Source organism: Chelativorans salis, assembly GCF_025336525.1.
Lineage (GTDB): Bacteria > Pseudomonadota > Alphaproteobacteria > Rhizobiales > Rhizobiaceae > Chelativorans > Chelativorans salis.
In genome coordinates, this window is sequence record NZ_JAOCZP010000003.1 from 268,742 (window position 1) to 287,150 (window position 18,409).

Genomic DNA, 18,409 nt, shown 5'->3' on the forward strand with positions numbered 1-18,409 from the left:
CTGCCGGCCGTTCCATATAGTCGAGACAAGGCAGCGACGGGGCATGCCCGACCACAAGCTGATTTCCATTCGCGGCGCGCGCGAGCACAATCTGAAGAACGTCGATCTCGATCTCCCGCGCGAGAAATTGATCGTCATGACCGGCCTGTCTGGCTCGGGAAAATCATCGCTCGCCTTCGACACCATCTACGCCGAGGGCCAGCGGCGCTATGTGGAGAGCCTGTCGGCCTATGCCCGGCAGTTCCTGGAGATGATGCAGAAGCCGGATGTCGACCAGATCGACGGGCTGTCGCCGGCCATCTCCATCGAGCAGAAGACCACGTCTAAGAACCCGCGCTCCACGGTCGGCACGGTCACCGAGATCTACGACTATATGCGCCTGCTCTTCGCCCGCGTCGGCGTGCCCTATTCGCCGGCCACGGGCCTGCCGATCGAGAGCCAGACGGTGAGCCAGATGGTCGACCGCGTGCTGGCGCTCGAGGAAGGCACCAGGCTCTATATCCTCGCCCCCATCGTGCGCGGGCGGAAGGGCGAATACCGCAAGGAACTGGCCGAGCTTCAGAAGAAGGGTTTTCAGCGCGTCAAGGTCGACGGCGAATTCTACGAAATCGCCGACGTGCCGGCGCTCGACAAGAAATACAAGCACGACATCGACGTGGTGGTGGATCGGGTCGTGGTGCGCCCGGATCTGGCGACAAGGCTTGCGGATTCGTTGGAGACCTGCCTAAAGCTGTCCGAAGGGCTGGCGGTGGCCGAATATGCCGACCGTCCCCTGCCCGACGCGCAGACGGCGGAGGGTGGCGGCGCCAACAAGTCGAAGAACGAAACGCACGAGCGCCTCATCTTTTCGGAAAAGTTCGCCTGCCCCGTCTCCGGCTTCACCATTTCCGAGATCGAGCCGCGGCTGTTCTCCTTCAACAACCCCACCGGCGCCTGCCCCTCCTGCGACGGGCTCGGCAGCCAACGTGCTATCGATCCCGATCTCGTCGTGCCCGACGAAAACGCGATCCTGCGCGAGGGCGCCATTGCGCCATGGGCGAAATCCACATCGCCCTACTACCTCCAGACGTTGGAGGCGCTGGGCCGGGAATTCGGCTTCAAGGTCGGCAACCGCTGGAAGGAGCTGTCGGACGAGGCGAAAGAAGTAGTCCTGCATGGCACGGGCGAGCGCAAGATCGTCATCGACTATGACGACGGCCTGCGCAACTACCGCACCACAAAGCCGTTCGAGGGCGTGGTCAACAACCTGCAACGGCGCTGGAAGGAAACGGAATCGGCCTGGATGCGCGAGGAAATCGAGCGCTACATGTCGGCCTACCCCTGCCCCGCCTGCGGCGGCCACCGCCTCAGGCCGGAGGCGCTTGCGGTCAAGATCGCCGGCCTGCACATCGGCGAAGTCACGGAAATGTCGATCCGCAAGTCGGGCAACTGGTTCAACACCCTGCCGGAAAAGCTCAACGTCAAGCAGAACGAGATTGCGGCGCGCATCCTCAAGGAGATTCGCGAGCGCCTCACCTTCTTGAACGACGTCGGCCTCGACTATCTGACCCTGTCGCGCAATTCGGGCTCGCTGTCGGGCGGCGAGAGCCAGCGCATCCGCCTCGCCTCGCAGATCGGTTCGGGGCTGACGGGCGTGCTCTACGTGCTCGACGAACCTTCCATCGGCCTGCACCAGCGCGACAACGACCGCCTGCTCGCCACGCTCCGCCACCTGCGCGACCTCGGCAACACGGTCATCGTCGTCGAGCATGACGAGGACGCGATCCTGACGGCAGATTACGTGGTGGACATGGGCCCGGCCGCCGGCATCCACGGCGGGCGCATCATCGCCGAAGGCACACCGCACGACATCATGGCCAACCCAGCCTCCATCACCGGCAAGTATCTCACCGGCGATCTCGCCATCCCCATGCCCGAAAACCGCCGCGAAATCCCGAAGAAGCGTCGCATCCGTGTGGTCGGCGCGCGCGCCAACAACCTGAAGAACGTCACCGCCGACATCCCGCTCGGCACCTTTGCCTGCGTCACCGGCGTCTCGGGCGGCGGCAAGTCCACGCTCCTGATCGAAACGCTCTACAAAGCCGCCTCGCGCCGCATCATGGGCTCGCGCGAGCACCCGGCCGAGCACGACCGCGTCGAGGGGCTGGAGTTTTTGGACAAAGTCATCGACATCGACCAGTCGCCCATCGGCCGCACCCCGCGCTCGAACCCGGCCACCTACACCGGCGCCTTCACGCCCATCCGCGACTGGTTCGCGGGCCTGCCCGAATCCAAGGCGCGCGGCTATCAGCCCGGCCGCTTCTCCTTCAACGTCAAGGGCGGGCGCTGCGAGGCGTGCCAGGGCGACGGCGTCATCAAGATCGAGATGCACTTCCTGCCCGACGTCTACGTCACCTGCGACGTCTGCCACGGCAAGCGCTACAACCGCGAAACCCTGGACGTCACCTTCAAGGGCAAGTCCATCTCCGACGTCTTGGAGATGACGGTTGACGAAGGTGTGGAATTCTTCTCGGCAGTCCCCGCCGTGCGCGACAAGCTCACCACCCTCGCCCGCGTCGGCCTCGGCTATATCCACATCGGCCAGCAGGCCACCACCCTGTCAGGCGGCGAGGCACAGCGCATCAAGCTCGCCAAGGAATTGTCGAAGCGCGCCACCGGCCGCACGCTCTACATCCTCGACGAACCGACCACGGGCCTGCACTTCCACGACGTGGCGAAGCTTCTTGAAGTGCTGCACGAGCTGGTCGACCAGGGCAACACGGTGGTCGTCATCGAACACAATCTGGAGGTCATCAAGACGGCCGACTGGATCCTCGACCTGGGCCCGGAAGGCGGCGACGGCGGCGGCGAACTGGTGGTGGCCGGCTCGATCGAAGACGTGATGGCGGAGAAGCGGAGCTACACGGGGCAGTTCCTGAAGGAGCTGCTGGAGAGGCGACCGGCGCGGCGGCAGGCGGCGGAATAGTGACCTCGATGACATCGCTCATCCATTGTCGTTGACTCTAATCATTTCCGTGGGAGGTACTAAGAATGACAAGTTCCGGCACCATCCGCGCCGGCATCGGCGGCTGGACCTTCGAGCCCTGGGAAGGCACCTTCTACCCGGGCGACCTGCCGAAGAAGCGGCAGCTAGAATATGCCAGCCGGCAACTTCCCACCATCGAGGTGAATGGCACCTACTACTCGGCCTTCAAGCCGGCCACCTTCGCCAAGTGGGCGAGCGAGACGCCGGAAGGCTTTGTCTTCTCGTTAAAGGCGATCCGCTTCGCAACCAACCGCCGGGTACTCGCCGAGGCCGGCGAATCGGTGACGCGCTTTCTTGAGTCGGGTGTTGCCGAACTCGGCGACAAGCTCGGCCCCATCCTGTGGCAGTTCGCGCCGACCAAGAAGTTCGACCCGGAGGATTTCGAGGGTTTTCTAAAGCTTCTGCCAGAAAAGCAAGATGGCGTCCGTCTGCGCCACGTGCTCGAAGTGCGCCATGCCTCCTTCGTCGTGCCGGAATTCGCCGCCCTTGCCCGCAAATACGGCGCCGCCATCTGCTATGCCCACCACTTCACCTATCCCGAAATAGCGGATGTGACGGCGGATTTCGTCTACGCGCGGTTGCAGCGCGGCGAGGATTCCATCCCCACCGCCTATACGCCCAGCGATCTCGACCAATGGGCGAGCCGCGCCACGACCTGGGCCGAAGGTGGCATGCCGGGCGACCTGCCGCTTGCCGATGAGACAGTGAAGATCGAGCCGCGCCCGCGCGACGTCTTCGTCTATTTCATCCACGAGGGAAAGATCCGCGCCCCGCAGGCGGCTCGGGCGCTCATGGAGCGGGTGTGATAGGTTTTGGCGATGTGGCCTGAGCATCGGTTTGACCGGGGCGGCCACCGCCGGATATGCCGAACCCGTGATCGAGCACCCTCTTTTGCGCCCAGTGGTAGAAGCTGCCTTCCTCGGGCGGCGAGGTCGTCGGCCCCTTCTGGTGGATGTGGAAGCCGATGAATTCAGGGTGGTGAAGCGGTTCCAGGCCATATTTGGCCGAGAATATCTTCAGCGATTCCTTCCCGTTCCAATAATAGAAGCTCTCCTTGGGCGCCGCATCGGCGAATATTCCGTAGCGCTTCGCCATGCGCGAAATGCCGTCATTGGCAAAGATCGTGATGCCGAGGGCAGCCGGCGTGACCTCCTTTCCCTTCAGCCTCAAGAGCATCGGTCTGAGCACGCGCCGCCTTACCCCGAGCCAGCGCGGCGCAATATCGTCGCTGGCGATATACCGTTCGAACTCCTCGATGATCGGGCTGTTCTCCGGCAGGTAGAGCGCCGAGACGCCGAGACGGCTACGGTTCTCGCGCGCCAGATAGTGCCGGTCCGGATCAGGTTCGAACCTCTTCACCAGATAGATGTCGGTATCGAGCCACACGCCCTGCTTGTGCTTCATGAGCGTGACGCGGAACAGATCGCTGAAATGGGGAATAGTGCGGGACGATTTGAGATCGGGATAGCCGGGATCGAGCCGCTTGAAGGTCTCCCGCGGCAATATCGCCTCCGCGTCGCAACACTCCACCCCCGTGGGAACGTTCAGGACCGGCTCGTAGCTGAACAGTTTGACCCGCTGGCCCGTCATGACCATCGAGGCCAGGCAAAGCTGGTCGACCTCGCGAAGATGCGTTCCGTGCCAGAAGGTGCAGATATCCATGGATCACCGCGTGCTGTTGCGTTCGATCTGCCCGATCACGATCTCCGCCGCCATATCCCCCGACGGGCGCGGCGTGGCAAGCGCCTCCGCCACTTCGGCAAAGCCCTCGCGTTGGGCGCGGCGGGTCGGGGTATCGCGCCAGAGCTGGTCCAGTTGGCGCGCCAGATAGCCGGGGCGGACAAACTCGTTGAAATGCTCCGGCACCACGGGCCAGCCGGCGATCAGGTTGGGGAGCGACGCGGACCAGACGGTCAGCAGAAACGGCGCCAGCCGCGAGGCGACGGCATCCGTCTTATAGCAGCTTATGAAAGGCACGCGGGAAAGCGCAAGCTCCAGCGCCACCGTGCCCGAGCAGGCGAGCGCGGCGTCGGCTTCGGCGAAGGCCGCCCATTTGCGCGCCTGGTCCAGGATAATCTCCGGCCGCACCGGCCAGCCTGCCGCTGCCGTCTTCACCAGTTCCGCGACGTGCGGCACCGTGGGAAGCGCCACGTCGAATGTGTGTCCCGCCGCCGTCAGCTCCGCCACCGTCTCCCCGAAGGGACCGAGAAGCCGCCGCACCTCGCCTTTTCGGGAGCCCGGCAGAAGAAGGAGCTTCTTCCGCGCCCCCTGCCCCTTCCCGCCCTTCCCGTCCTGCGCCCGCGCCGCTGCCTGGATATTCTCGTCATTGCTCAGGCGATGACCGACGAACGTGCCGGGCGGTCCGCCGAGACGGCGAAGCTCGTCCGGCTCAAAGGGTAGAAGACACAGCACGTGGTCGACATGTGGCCGCATCGCCGCCGCCCGGCCGGGCCGCCACGCCCATACGCTCGGGCACACATAGTGAACGATGGGGATCGAAGGATCGGCCGCCCTCACCCTCTTCGCCACGCGCAGGCCGAAATCGGGGCTGTCGATGGTGATCAGGCAATCGGGCTTCACTGCGGTAATCGCGCTCGCCGCCTGGCCGATACGCCGCATGAGGCGCGGCAGGTCGCGCAGGACGGCCGAGATACCCATGAGCGCAATGTCGTCGGCGTTGAAAAGGGACTTGAGCCCCAAACCTTCGAGATTGCGCCCGCCGACACCGGTCAGCTCGACCGTTCGGCCCGTCTGCCGCCCGATCGCCGCCACAAGGTCGGCGCCCAGAATATCCCCCGACTCCTCGCCGGCAACGACGGCGATGCGAAGCGGACGCTCTCGGCTCATTGCTCCCGCCCCCGCGCAAAACCGAGAAGGAAAAGGCCGTGCCGGTCGGCCAGGCTCACGGTCTCCGCTGAGGCGAGGATGAAGCTCAGTCCGGCCTCGACGGCTATACCGGCCAGCCCCGCCCCATGGGCGGCCGTCACGGTCTGCGGGCCGATCGTCGGCAGGTCGGCGCGCGCCTCCTGGCCTGGCTTGGCGCATTTCACCAGAACGCCGCGCCCCTTCCCGGCAAGCCGCCCGTGCGAACGCAGCTCCTTGGTGCGGGCAAGCAGCCCGTCCGTCCCCTCGATACCCTCGAGCGCGACGGCCCGCCCGCCGATGGCGATCGCTGCCTGCCCGATGTCCAGCCGGCCGATGGCGCGGGCGGCGGCAAGGGCTGCGACGATGTCCTTCTCGTCACCGCGCGTCGGCTTCGCCTTGCTCAAAAGCCCCTCCGGCGCCAGCAGTTCCGGCACCAACTCATGGGCGCCGACGACGCGTATCCCGTTCGCCTCGACATAGCCGACGAGCATGCGCAGCAGCGCGTCGTCGCCACGCGCATAAGCCGTGACGAGCCGCGGCAGGTGCAGGAGAAAAGCCGGATGGAAGCGCAGGCTGCCGAGCGGCGGGCGCACTGAGACGCCGCCGGACAGCACCAGATGGGTCACGCCGTGGCGCTTGAGCGTCGGCATGAGAAGCCCCAGCCGCTGCGCCGGCACGTGCAGGAGTTCGTAACGATCCGGCGCTTCCGCAAAAGCCGCCTCACCCTCAATGCCGACGACGAGCGGGCGGTGGCCGGCGCCGACGAGCGCCTCCACGACATCTTCCGGCAGCCGGCCGCTGCCGGCGATGATGGCTATGCGGTCGCCCGCGCCGATTGCCGGGCGGCGCGGCTCATCATTCCATGCCGTCGTCATCGTCCTCATCCACGGCCCCGCTCGGCGGCACGGTGAAGTGACGCTTTTCCCGACCGGCAACGAAGCTGAGGACATCCGCCACCGCTTGCGAACCGGAAAACTCGCGCTGCACGAGCGCCAGGTTCTCCGACAGCGGCCGCTCCGGCGAAAACAGAAGCTTGTAGGCCCGCCGAAGCTGCATCAGCTCGGAACGCTCCATGCCGGCGCGCTTCATGCCGATTACGTTGAGCCCGCGCAGCTTGGCCCGATCGCCCACCGCCATGCCGTAGGGAATGACGTCGCCGACGACGGCGGCAAAGCCACCCAGAAACGCATGATGGCCGATGCGGACGAACTGGTGCACCGCCGCATAGCCGGACATGATGACGTGATCGCCGATCTCCGAATGCCCACCGAGACCGGCGTAATTGGCCATCGTCACGTTGTTGCCGATATCAGAATCGTGGGCGACGTGGCTGTAGGCCATGAAAAGACAATTGTCGCCGATGGTGGTCTCGCCGCGGCTGGTATCGGTTCCGCGGTGCAATGTCACGCCCTCGCGGATCACGCAGCCGCGGCCCACGGTCAGCGTCGTGCGGCCGCCCTTGTGCTTGAAATTCTGCGGCGGGCCGCCCAGCACGGCGTTGGGGAAGACCTGGCAGCCCGCCCCGAGCGTTGTCGCGCCCATGATCGACACATGGCTGATCAGCTCCACGTCGTCGCCGAGCACGGCGTCGGCGGAAATGTGGCAGAAGGGGCCGACGCGGACGCCGCTGCCAAGCTCGGCGCCCTTCTCGACGACGGCCGAAGGGTGGATAAAAGTCTGTGCTGTCATGCCACCCGTCAATCCGGCTCGTTTGGCGACATCAAGGCGGAAATCACCGCCTCCGCCACCTTGCCGCCGTCGACCATGGCTTCGCACGAAAACTTCCAGATATTGCCGCGCTGCTTCAGCTTATTGACGTGGATCTCCAGCCGGTCGCCCGGCACAACCGGCTTACGGAACTTGGCGTTGTCGATGGTCATGAAATAGACCACCGAGGGCTGGCTGTCGCTGGCATTGTGGATGCAGATGGCGCCCGCCGTCTGTGCCATCGCCTCGATGATCAGCACGCCCGGCATCACGGGCTGGCCAGGGAAATGCCCCATGAAATGCGGTTCGTTGACCGTCACGTTCTTGATGCCAATGGCGGAATTGTCCGCGTCCACATCGATGATCCGGTCGACCAGCAGAAAGGGATAGCGGTGCGGCAGGAGCCGCAAAAGGTTCTGTATGTCGAGGCTTTCCAGTGTGATCGACGCGCTCTTATCCATCGCTCTTGTTCCCCTTCCGCTTTCCTTCCGCCAGGCTGCGCAGGGCGGCAATCTCCCGAAACGCCTGTCGCATGGGCTGGGCGGGAGAGCCGGCCCAGCGCTCGCCGGCTGGAATATCGGTCATGACGCCGCTCGACGCGGCAAGCTGGGCGCGGTCACCAATGGCAATGTGGTCGGCGATGCCGACACGCCCGCCAAGCATCACATGGTCGCCCAGCGTTACCGAGCCCGACAACCCGCAGTGGCCGGCGATAACGCAGCCCCGCCCGATGCGCACATTGTGTGCCACCTGTACCAGATTGTCGATCTTGGTGCCCTCGCCGATCACCGTATCGGACAGCGCGCCGCGGTCCACGGTGGTGTTGGAGCCGATCTCGACATCGTTCTGAATGATGACACGGCCGATCTGTGGGTTCTTCTCCAGGCCCGTCGCGCCCGGCAGAAAGCCGAAACCGTCCTGGCCGATCTGTGCGCCCGGGTGAACGATGACACGATCGCCGAGGACGGCGTATTGCACGGTCGCATTGGGACCGATGTAGGAGTCGCGGCCCACGCTGCAACCGGCGCCGATCACTGCATGCGGGGCAATCACCGCGCCGCGTCCGATCGCCGCTCCGGCGCCGATCACCGCGCCGGCCTCCACCACCGCACCCTCCTCCAGCACCGCATCGGGCGCGATGACGGCGTGGGCCGAGATGCCGGTCTCGCCGGTCACCGGCTGCGGGCGGATCGCCGCCGGGAAAAGCAACCTTGCCACCTCGGCAAAGGCCTGCTGGGGCTTGGACGTCACCAGAATGGCAATGCCGGGCGGCACCTGGCTGGCGGCCTCTTCCGAACACAGCACAGCCGATGCTCGAAGTACACCGAGCATCGCCGTGTTGCGCTTGCCGTCGATGAAGACGAGCGTGTTCTCACCACCCTCGGAAGCCGGCGCGAGACGGGCGACCGCAACGTCCGAATGCGCCGAATCGACCAGCCGCGCGCCGGTCAGCGTGGCAATTTCGCTCACCTGAAAGCGGCGCGCGGGAGCGAAAAATTCCGGTTCCTTCATTGAATGCCTTTTGGTCCGGGCCGCCGGCCGCCGCCCGGACAGCATGCTTTTGTTCCTAGAACCGGGTCGAGATACCGAAGTTCCAGTGCTGGATCCGGTCCGTCGATTCCTTCACGACCGGTTCGGCATAGTCGACCCTGAGCGGCCCGAAGGGCGAAGCCCAGATCAGGCTCGCGCCGACGGAAGCGCGCCACTCCATGCCGGTGCCTTCCGCCCCGGAAACGTCGCTTCCATAAAGGGTTGCGGCATCCGCAAACACCGCACCACGGATGCCGAAGCTTTCGGGAACAACCGGCAGCGGAAACTGCGCTTCGGCGGTGGCATGGAAATAGGTCGTGCCGCCGAGATAGTCGCGATTGCTGTCCGGATCGGTCGGATCGACAAGTTGGTACGGACCTATGCCGTTGTACTTGAAGCCACGAATGATCCGATCACTGCTGTTGAAGTGGTCGAAGACGCGCAGATCGTCTTCGAAACCGACGATATGTCCCCCGCCCACCGTCAGCAGGCCAACAAGGTCGAGCTCCTCGGAGAGCATCTGGTACATGTTGGCGCGCGCGGTGAATTTTGCCCATTTGGCATCGCCGCCGAGACCCGCGATCTCCGTCGTCAAAGTGGCATGGATGCCCTCGCGCGGATTCTGCATATCATCAATCGTATTGTAGATAAGCGAGCCGCTGACGGAAGACTTCCGCCATGTTCCTTGATCGAGAGCGTCCTGAATTGCCTGCGAGAGATCACTGTTTTCAACATCGCTATCGCGATCATACTCTTCCTGGGTGTAGTTGTAGGCAAACTGCGCCGTCAGCGCCTCGTTGATCGGCAGGCCGAAGCGGACCGTTCCGCCGGTCGCCTCTCTGTCGTAGATTTTATCGCCCGCCGAATTGCTGAAGGTGCGCGTGTTGCGGAAGATGTCGAAGCCCGCGGAAATCCGCCGGCCGAGGAAATAGGGCTCGGTGAAGGAGAAGGTGTAGTCGCGCGAATCCTCGCCGCCGGCAGCGGCAACACGGATGAATTGGCCGCGTCCCAGGAAGTTGCGCTCCGTGATCGAGCCCTCGACCGAGAAGCCGCCGCCGGAGGAGCTGGAGGCGCCCGTGGTGTAGCCGGCGCCGATGGAAAACTCGCCGGTCGACTTCTCGACCACGTCCACCACCAGCACCACCTGGTCTGGCTCGGAGCCGGGCACCGTGGTGATATTCACCGTCTGAAAGAAGTTCAGCCTGTCGAGCCGGCGCTTCGCCCGCTGGACGAGGACCTGGTTGAAGGCATCACCCTCGCTGATGTCGAACTCGCGGCGGATGACATAGTCGCGCGTGCGGTTGTTGCCGCGGATTTCGATGCGCTCGATATAGGCGCGCGGTCCCTCGTCAATGGCATAGACGACGGAGATCGTGCGGTTTGCGAAATCGCGGTTGCCGCGCGGCGTGACCTGCGCAAAGGCATAGCCGAGGCCGGCGACGCTCTCCGTCAGGCCGACGATCGTGTCTTCGACATCCTCGGCGCTGTAGACGGAGCCGCTGCGGGTCCTGAGCTCGGACCGCAGGGCATCGGTGTTGACGCCGGGAATCGTTGATTCGATGGCGACATCGCCGAACCTGTAACGTTCACCCTCATCGATTGTGAAGGTGACCGTGTATTCGTTGTCAGTGAGGTCCGCGGTGGACGAGATGACACGGAAGTCAGCATATCCGCGATTGAAGTAAAAGCGGCGCAGTGCTTCCTCGTCGGCGCGCAGCCGGTTTTCGTCGTAAATGTCGTTGCGCAGCAGGAACGAGAAGATGTTCGACTGCTTGGTCGATATCACATCCCGCAGGCGCCGGTCCCCGAAGGCGTTGTTGCCGACGAAATTGATGGTGGCGATCTTGGTGCGGTCGCCTTCCTGGACCTCGTAGATGACGTTGACGCGGCCGTCGTCCAGCTCCTGCACGCGCGCGGTGACCGTCGCGTCGTCGCGGCCGATGCGGCGATAGGCCTCGCGGATCGCCTCGGCGTCGGCCTCCATGAGCTGGTTGGAGAAGGCGCGGCGCGGCTGCAGTTGGATCGACTGCACCAGGCTCTGGTCCTTGATCTTCTTGTTGCCCTGGAAGAGCACCTGGTTGACGATCGCATATTCGTCGACCGTCACGATGAGCGCGCCGCCGGACTGGGTAATGGACACGTCAGCAAAAAGGCCGGTGGCGAAAAGGCGCTTCACGGCCTCGTCGAGATCGGCATTGCTGAAGGACTCTCCCGGGCTGATGCCAACCTGGGTGCGGATCGTGTCAGCATCGACGCGGCGGTTTCCCCGCACCTCGATCCGGCTTACCGTCGCCGCCTCGGCCGAGGCGACCGCCGCGAGTTGAACGGCAACCGCTCCGGCCGTCGCAAAACCGGCCGACAGCGCTACCGCCGAAACGGCGGACATCAATCTCGAAGCTGCCTTCATTTAGCTAAAATACCTTCTGTTCTCGTTGTCCCCACTGCGAGAAAACCGGACGCGCAGGCAATTTGGCCTACCGTAATAGCCGGAATTTCCCTACACGCAAGGCTTCTGGTTAATTTGCGTTTACGAAACAGGCATTAGTGGCTTTCGCGCCACGCCAATCGTTCGCCGTGGTAAACGCCGCCTCAACAACCCCCGGTGGATGTCTCTCCCCTATCCTTCCCTGCGCTGAATCGCCCCTTCGATCAGCATCCAAACAGATCGTTCCAGAAAACGAAAGCCATGAACACCAGCACCACCAACATTCCCGCCCGATAAACCACCTCGACAACCTGCGAGGGGACGGGCCGGCGCAGCACCGCCTCAAGGGCGTAGAACGCCAGATGCCCACCATCAAGTGGGGGAATGGGCAGAAGGTTGAGAATGCCGATGCCCACCGACAAGAGCGCCACCAGCTGCACCAGCCATTCGAAACCGAGACCTGCCGCCTTGCCGGCCATGTCGGCGATCTTCACCGGCCCGCCGAGCTGGCAGCGGTCCTCGCGGCCGGCCACCAGGCGCTTGAGGAATTGCCCCGTCCGGGCAATGACGCTGCCGGTCTCCTCAATACCAGCCCCCACAGCCTCCAACGGGCTGTACTCGACCATGCGCCGCTGGCCCAGCTCCTCGTTGTTGACGACGCCGATGAGGCCGATCTTGATCGTGTTGCCGAGCGCGTCCGTCTGCTCGGTCGCCTCCGGCGTGGCAACCGCCTCGACCTGACGGCCGTCGCGCTCCAGGACAAAGGTGAGCGGATCTCCGGCGCGGCCGGAAACCAGCCGCTGCACGTCAGTGAACGTCTCCACGCGCACGCCATTGACGGAGACGAAGCGGTCACCGGGCTCGATGCCTGCCTGCGCCGCCGGGCTGTCCGGCCGCACCTCGGCCACTATCGGCTCGGATACGTAGCGGCCGAACATCGCGAACATGACGGCGAAGACGACGATGGTCAGTAGGAAATTGAACAGAGGCCCGGCGAAAACGGTGGCCGCCCGTTTCCACACCGGCTGCGTGTGGAAGGCCACGTTCCGCTCCTCGTCGGAAAGCTCGTCCAGGCCCTCCGCATCGGGCTGGCTGGCCGCCCCGACATCGCCGACGAACTTCACATAGCCGCCCAACGGGATCGCCGAAAGCCGCCAGCGCGTGCCGCGGCGGTCGGTGAAGCCGAGTAGCTCGGGCCCGAATCCGATGGAGAAGGCCCTGACGCCGATACCGCACCAGCGGCCGACGAGATAGTGCCCCATCTCGTGCACGAACACGACGACGGTGAGCACGAACAGAAACGGCACGATGGTTCCGATAAGGAAGTTGCCGAGACCGAGGAAGGGAACAGCAATATCGGTCACGTCAATTCCTTGTGCTTTCGATGCCGGATAGTTTGCCTCACGAACGTTAATGTCTGCTCAAAACCGGCAAATCCATGACGGGATGTAACATTTCTCAATGGGAGAAGAAACTGGCAGCCGGCGTGTCGACACCAGAATATAGGGCGCCCAGCACATAAAAGATAACCGCCGCCACCACCAGCCCGTCGACCCGGTCCATCACCCCGCCATGGCCGGGGATGAGCGCGCTCGAATCCTTGACGCCATGGCGCCGTTTCACGGCCGATTCGAACAGGTCCCCCACCTGTGAGACGACCGACAGGACGAGCGCCACAAGCCCTGCCCACAAGGGCGAAAGCGCGGTTGCGGCAAGCCAGACGACGGCCAACCCCGCCACAACGCCACCGAGAGCCCCGCCCGCCGCGCCGCTCCAGGTCTTGCCGGGGGAGATCGCCGGCGCGAGCTTGGGTCCGCCGAGGGCGCGGCCGGTAAAATAAGCGAGAATGTCGGTGGCCCAAACGACGGCGAAGAGGAAGAGCACGGCGATCAGCCCCGCCTCGTCCACCCCACGCAAGAAAGAAAGCGCCACGGCCGGCACGCCGGCATAGGCAATACCCGCCCCGCTCCACACGCCGCCGCCCGAGAAGGCGGAATGCGCCAGCGCCAGCAGGCAGCCGGCGGCCAGCGCGGCGAAGACCAGCGGCGCCGACAGCCCGGCGAGCAGAACCAGAAGGGCAGCAATCAGAAGAACCCAGGCGACGACTTCGTGCGACCGGCTGACCGCAGGCCGCATGGTCATCCACTCGTAGAAGATCAGTCCTGCCGTCACGACGGCGAACAGCCGGAAGGCAACGCCGCCGATTACCGTGACGCCGAGCACCACCGCACCCAGCACCAGCGCCGAGACGACACGCATTCGAAGATTGCTGTGCTTGCCCGCGCCGCCCCCCGGCGCCCCTTCGCTCATGATACCGCTTCTTGCGGCGCCACGCTGCCGAAACGGCGGTCCCTCTCCTCGAAGGCGGCGATCGCCGTGGCCAGTTCATCGCGACCGAAATCCGGCCAGTTGCACGGCAGGAAGACGAATTCGGCATAGGCTGCCTGCCACAAGAGGAAGTTCGAAAGGCGCTGCTCGCCGCTGGTGCGCACGATCAGGTCGGGATCGGGAATGCCGGCAGTATCGAGATTCGCCTCGAAATCGTCTTCAGTGACGTCCTTGGGGTCGAGCCGGCCGGCCTTCACCTCCTCTGTCAAAGCGCGGGCGGCACGCAGGATCTCGTCGCGTGCTCCGTAGTTGAAGGCGACGACGAGGTTCATATTGGTGTTGCCGGCGGTCAGGCTCTCGGCCTCGGTCAGAAGGGCGGCGATATCCGGCTCCAGCCCTTCGCGGCTGCCGACGATGCGCACGCGCACCCCGTTCTGATGCAGTTCGGCAAGGTCGCGGCGGATAAAAAGCTTCAGGAGGCCCATCAGGTCGGAGATCTCCGACTTCGGGCGCGACCAGTTTTCGGAGGAGAAGGCATAGACAGTGAGCCAGCCGATGCCCATCTCGCCGGCGGCGCGCACAGTGCGGCGCAGCGCTTCGACGCCGGCGCGGTGGCCGGCCGTGCGCGGCAGGCCGCGGGCGTGCGCCCAGCGGCCGTTGCCGTCCATGATGATCGCGATATGCGCGGGCTTCACCCTTCTTCCCCCTTTGGCTCCGACGACCGCGCTTTGGCAGATCGTCAGACCTGCATGATCTCGGCTTCCTTCTCGGCGAGCAGCTTGTCGATCGTGACGATCGTCTCGTCCGTCATCTTCTGCACGCGGTCGGATTGCTGGTGGTGCTCGTCCTGGCTGATCTCGCCGTCCTTTTCGGCTTTTTTGAGATGCTCCATGCCGTCGCGGCGCACGTGACGCGCAGCCACGCGCGCGTTCTCCGCATATTGATGGGCAATCTTTACCAGTTCCTTGCGCCGCTCCTCATTGAGCTCGGGCAAGGGAATGCGCAGGGTGGTGCCCTCGACGATGGGATTGAAGCCGAGGTTGGATTCGCGGATCGCCTTGTCCACCGCCTGCACCATCCCCTGGTCCCACACCGAGACCGAAATCATGCGCGGCTCGGGCACAGAGACCGTGGCCACCTGGTTGATGGGCATCGTGGTGCCATAGGCCTCGACCTGGATCGGGTCCAGGAGATTGGCCGAGGCACGGCCGGTCCTGAGCGACGCGATATCGTGCTTGAAGGCGCTCACCGCGCCGTCCATCCGCCTGTGGAGATCCTTGAAATCAACACCCTCGGGCATAGTTGCCTCCCTTACGCTTTTACCGCGTCGAGGCCTGCCGGGTCGTTGTCGACGATCGTGCAGTGCCCCGCGCCCTTCAGAATGGCCGCGAACCCGCCCTCTTCGTGAATCGAGAAGACGATTATCGGTATGTTGTTCTCCCGTGCAAGGGCAATCGCAGCCGTGTCCATAATGCCGAGCCCTTCACGCATGACCCGCTCATGGCTGAGGCGCTCGTAGCGCACGGCGTCCTTGTTCTTGTGCGGATCGGCGGAGTAGACCCCGTCGACCTGGGTGCCCTTGAAAAGCGCGTCGGCGCCGATCTCCGCTGCCCTGAGTGCCGCCGCCGAATCCGTGGTGAAGAAGGGGTTTCCCGTGCCGCCGGCGAAGATCACCACCTTGCCGGCGTTCATGTAACTGGTGGCCTGGCGCTGCGAGAAGCTCTCGCACAGTTCCGGCATGGCGATGGCCGACAAGACCACCGCGTCGACGCCAATCTTGTTGAGCGAGGTCCTAAGCGCCAGCGAATTGATGACGGTGGCGAGCATGCCCATGTGGTCGCCGGTCACCCGGTCGCCGCCCTTGGAAGCTACCGCCACGCCGCGGAAGATATTGCCGCCGCCGATCACGACGCCGACCTCGACACCGAGCGCGCGGGCTGCGGCGATGTCGGCGGCGATGCGGTCGACGACGGAGACGTCTATGCCGAAGCCCTGCTCTCCCATCAGGGCCTCGCCCGAAGCCTTCAGCACCACGCGGCGGTATAAGGGGTTCAAGCTCATCGTCTCCTCTTTACCATCCGTGCCCGTCATCACCATCCAAGTCGTGCCTGTCGCCCTACACGAAGGGCACCGCGTTGTCACGCGGTGCCCCTATAGTCCAATGCCCGAAAGGCTGGGTTATTTCTTGACCGCGGCCGCCACTTCGGCTGCAAAGTCCGAGGTCTCTCGCTCGACGCCCTCGCCCAGCGCGAAGCGCAGGAAGGCGGTGATCTTGGCGGGCGCCCCGATCTCCTTCTCCGCCTCTTTCAGCGCCTGCTCGACCGTCAGGTCGGGGTTGATGACGAAGGCTTGCTTCAGGAGGACGACCTCCTCGAAAAATTTGCGCAGCCGGCCTTCCACCATCTTCTCGATAATGTTCTCCGGCTTGCCCGACTGCCGCGCCTGGTCGGAGAAGATCTCCTTCTCGCGCGCCACCAGGGCCGGATCGACCTCACCTTCCGTCAGCGCCGCCGGGTTGGTCGCCGCCACGTGCATGGCCACCTGCCGGCCGAAGTTGCGCGCGGCCTCGGCGTTGCCCTCGGTCTCGATCGCCACGAGAACGCCGATCTTGCCGAGCCCGTCGGCCACCGCATTGTGGACATAGGTCGCCACGGCGCCCTTGCCGACCGTGAGCTTGGCCGAGCGGCGCAGCGCCATGTTCTCGCCGATCGTGGCGATGGCGTCCCTGATTGTCTCCTCGACGGACTTGCCGCCCGGATAGACCGCCGCCGCAACCGCTTCGACGCTGCCGTCGGTCCCAAGCGCCACTTTGGCAACGTTGCGCACGAGGTCCTGGAAGGCATCGTTGCGGGCCACGAAGTCCGTCTCGGAATTGACCTCGACCGCCACCGCGCTCGCGGCGTCGGAAGCGATGCCGATCAGCCCTTCGGCCGCGGTGCGGCCGGACTTCTTGTCAGCCTTGGAGATACCCTTCTTGCGCAGCCAGTCTACCGCCGCCTCGATGTCGCCGCCGGTTTCCGAGAGCGCGGTCTTACAGTCCATCATGCCCGCGCCGGTCATCTCGCGCAATTGCTTGACCTGTGCTGCCGAAATGCTCATCGTTGCCTCTTCATGTCCGAATTATCTGCGCGGCCGCCTTCGCAAAAGGCGCCGCGCCCGCTGTCATCGTCGGGGCCGACCGGCCCCAGGAAAGGAGGAGAAGGGGCAAAAGCCCCTTCCCTCAGGATTTGTCGGCGTCCTCGGCGGGAGCCTCTGTCGGTGCTTCGCTGGCGGTAGCCTCTTCCGCGGGTGCCTCGCTTGCCGGAGCCTCTTCCGCCGGAATTTCGGCGGCTGCCTCGGGCTCAGCCGGCACTTCTTCCAGCACCCGCTCGGCCGGCGCTTCCGCCGCTTCGCCGACATCCATGCCGAGCGCACCCTGCTGGCGCTCGATGCCGTCGATGGCCGCCCTGGCGATCAGGTCGCAGTAAAGGGCGATGGCGCGCGAGGCGTCGTCATTGCCGGGGATCGGATAATCCACCACGTCCGGGTCGCAGTTGGAATCGCTGATGGCGATCACCGGGATGCCGAGCCGGCGGGCTTCCTGTACGGCGATGGCTTCCTTGTTGGTGTCGATGACGAACATCATGTCCGGCGTCGAGCCCATATCGCGGATGCCGCCCAGCGCACGCTCCAGCTTGTCGCGCTCGCGCTCGAGGTTCAGCCGCTCCTTCTTGGTGAAGCCCTCGGCCTCGCCGGCCAGAAGCTCGTCGAGCCGGCGCAGGCGCTGGATCGAGTGGGAGATCGTCTTCCAGTTGGTCAGCATACCGCCGAGCCAGCGCGCGTTCACATAGTACTGCGCGCAGCGCTTGGCAGAGTCGGCGACAATGTCAGAGGCCTGGCGCTTGGTGCCGACGAACAGCACGCGGCCGCCCTTGGCCACCGTGTCGGAGACGGTCTTCAGCGCCTGATGCAGAAGCGGCACCGTCTGGCTGAGGTCGATGATGTGAATATTATTGCGGGCGCCGAAGATATAGGGGCCCATTTTCGGGTTCCAGCGGTGAGTCTGGTGTCCGAAGTGCACACCAGCTTCGAGAAGCTGGCGCATGCTGAAATCTGGCAGAGCCATTGTCGTTTTCCTTTCCGGTTGAACCTCCGCGGGCCCGCAGGCGGCAAGGCCGCCACCGGAGGTGTCAGCCGGATGTCTCCCGGACAGATACCCAATGGCCCGCGTGTGGAATGGGCGCGCATATAGAGGCATATGGAGACGAATGCAAGCGCCGGCACGCGTGGCTGCTCCTAACCGCGCATCATCCCGGCTAAGGGAGCATAAGCTCCCGCCGAGCCGGGATCCATTCCGGAACATGGAAGGGCCACGAATGGGTCACGGATAGCCTCCGCTTCGCTCCGGCTTCCGGGATGACGCACGGTTGGAAGAGCTGCGTAGCCTTGTGGGGGCGAGGAGTGATGCTTGTCATTGCGGCCGGCAACTCCTCTCCCCTGCTTTGCGGGGGGAGAGGTGGTCCGCGAAGCGGGTCAGTGAGGGGGTCTTC

16 protein-coding genes are annotated in these 18,409 nt (G+C 64.6%); 2 read left to right on the plus strand and 14 right to left on the minus strand.

Annotated elements, in window-relative coordinates:
* Window positions 1-43 precede the first annotated feature (43 nt).
* Window positions 44-2,965: an excinuclease ABC subunit UvrA gene (gene uvrA / locus N5A92_RS11385; RefSeq protein ID WP_260902689.1), complete on the plus strand. Its 2,922-nt coding sequence runs from the start codon at window positions 44-46 to the stop codon at window positions 2,963-2,965.
* A gap of 65 nt (window positions 2,966-3,030) precedes the next feature.
* Window positions 3,031-3,831 carry a DUF72 domain-containing protein gene (locus tag N5A92_RS11390; protein WP_260902690.1) on the plus strand — a complete coding sequence of 267 codons (801 nt, stop codon included), beginning with the start codon at window positions 3,031-3,033 and terminating at the stop codon, window positions 3,829-3,831.
* On the opposite strand, the gene N5A92_RS11395 is transcribed toward N5A92_RS11390, so the two are convergent.
* The 14 genes from N5A92_RS11395 to rpsB all read right to left on the minus strand — a co-directional run bounded on the left by N5A92_RS11395 (window position 3,815) and on the right by rpsB (window position 17,985).
* Window positions 3,815-4,687, minus strand: a complete 873-nt coding sequence (locus N5A92_RS11395; RefSeq protein WP_260902692.1) for a glycosyltransferase family 32 protein — start codon at window positions 4,685-4,687, stop codon at window positions 3,815-3,817. The genes N5A92_RS11390 and N5A92_RS11395 overlap by 17 nt on opposite strands.
* Before the next feature lie 3 nt (window positions 4,688-4,690).
* Entirely contained in the window at window positions 4,691-5,872 is a 1,182-nt protein-coding gene (locus N5A92_RS11400; RefSeq protein ID WP_260902693.1) for a lipid-A-disaccharide synthase, read from the minus strand.
* Complete coding sequence (locus N5A92_RS11405; RefSeq protein ID WP_260902694.1) at window positions 5,869-6,765, minus strand: LpxI family protein; 897 nt, start codon at window positions 6,763-6,765, stop codon at window positions 5,869-5,871. The genes N5A92_RS11400 and N5A92_RS11405 overlap by 4 nt, the downstream gene beginning before the upstream one ends.
* Complete coding sequence (lpxA, locus tag N5A92_RS11410; RefSeq protein ID WP_260902695.1) at window positions 6,746-7,579, minus strand: acyl-ACP--UDP-N-acetylglucosamine O-acyltransferase; 834 nt, start codon at window positions 7,577-7,579, stop codon at window positions 6,746-6,748. Before lpxA ends, N5A92_RS11405 begins: the two co-directional genes overlap by 20 nt.
* A gap of 8 nt (window positions 7,580-7,587) precedes the next feature.
* A complete protein-coding gene (gene fabZ / locus N5A92_RS11415; RefSeq protein WP_260902696.1) occupies window positions 7,588-8,058 on the minus strand; it encodes a 3-hydroxyacyl-ACP dehydratase FabZ in 471 nt (156 codons plus the stop codon).
* Complete coding sequence (lpxD, locus tag N5A92_RS11420) at window positions 8,051-9,109, minus strand: UDP-3-O-(3-hydroxymyristoyl)glucosamine N-acyltransferase (RefSeq protein WP_260902697.1); 1,059 nt, start codon at window positions 9,107-9,109, stop codon at window positions 8,051-8,053. The genes fabZ and lpxD overlap by 8 nt, the downstream gene beginning before the upstream one ends.
* 55 nt (window positions 9,110-9,164) lie before the next feature.
* Window positions 9,165-11,534, minus strand: a complete 2,370-nt coding sequence (bamA, locus tag N5A92_RS11425) for an outer membrane protein assembly factor BamA (RefSeq protein ID WP_260902698.1) — start codon at window positions 11,532-11,534, stop codon at window positions 9,165-9,167.
* Between the two features lie 242 nt (window positions 11,535-11,776).
* Window positions 11,777-12,916: an RIP metalloprotease RseP gene (gene rseP / locus N5A92_RS11430; protein WP_260902699.1), complete on the minus strand. Its 1,140-nt coding sequence runs from the start codon at window positions 12,914-12,916 to the stop codon at window positions 11,777-11,779.
* A gap of 94 nt (window positions 12,917-13,010) precedes the next feature.
* On the minus strand, window positions 13,011-13,862 hold the full coding sequence (locus N5A92_RS11435; protein WP_260902700.1) for a phosphatidate cytidylyltransferase: 852 nt from the start codon (window positions 13,860-13,862) through the stop codon (window positions 13,011-13,013).
* A complete protein-coding gene (locus N5A92_RS11440) occupies window positions 13,859-14,548 on the minus strand; it encodes an isoprenyl transferase (RefSeq protein WP_425248574.1) in 690 nt (229 codons plus the stop codon). Before N5A92_RS11440 ends, N5A92_RS11435 begins: the two co-directional genes overlap by 4 nt.
* 71 nt (window positions 14,549-14,619) lie before the next feature.
* Window positions 14,620-15,180, minus strand: a complete 561-nt coding sequence (frr, locus tag N5A92_RS11445; protein ID WP_260902702.1) for a ribosome recycling factor — start codon at window positions 15,178-15,180, stop codon at window positions 14,620-14,622.
* Between the two features lie 11 nt (window positions 15,181-15,191).
* Window positions 15,192-15,941 (minus strand): UMP kinase, encoded by a 750-nt coding sequence (pyrH, locus tag N5A92_RS11450; RefSeq protein ID WP_260902704.1) that lies wholly within the window; start codon window positions 15,939-15,941, stop codon window positions 15,192-15,194.
* Between the two features lie 117 nt (window positions 15,942-16,058).
* On the minus strand, window positions 16,059-16,979 hold the full coding sequence (tsf, locus tag N5A92_RS11455; protein ID WP_260902705.1) for a translation elongation factor Ts: 921 nt from the start codon (window positions 16,977-16,979) through the stop codon (window positions 16,059-16,061).
* A 121-nt stretch (window positions 16,980-17,100) separates the two neighbouring features.
* Entirely contained in the window at window positions 17,101-17,985 is an 885-nt protein-coding gene (gene rpsB, locus N5A92_RS11460) for a 30S ribosomal protein S2 (RefSeq protein ID WP_260902707.1), read from the minus strand.
* Window positions 17,986-18,409 lie beyond the last annotated feature (424 nt).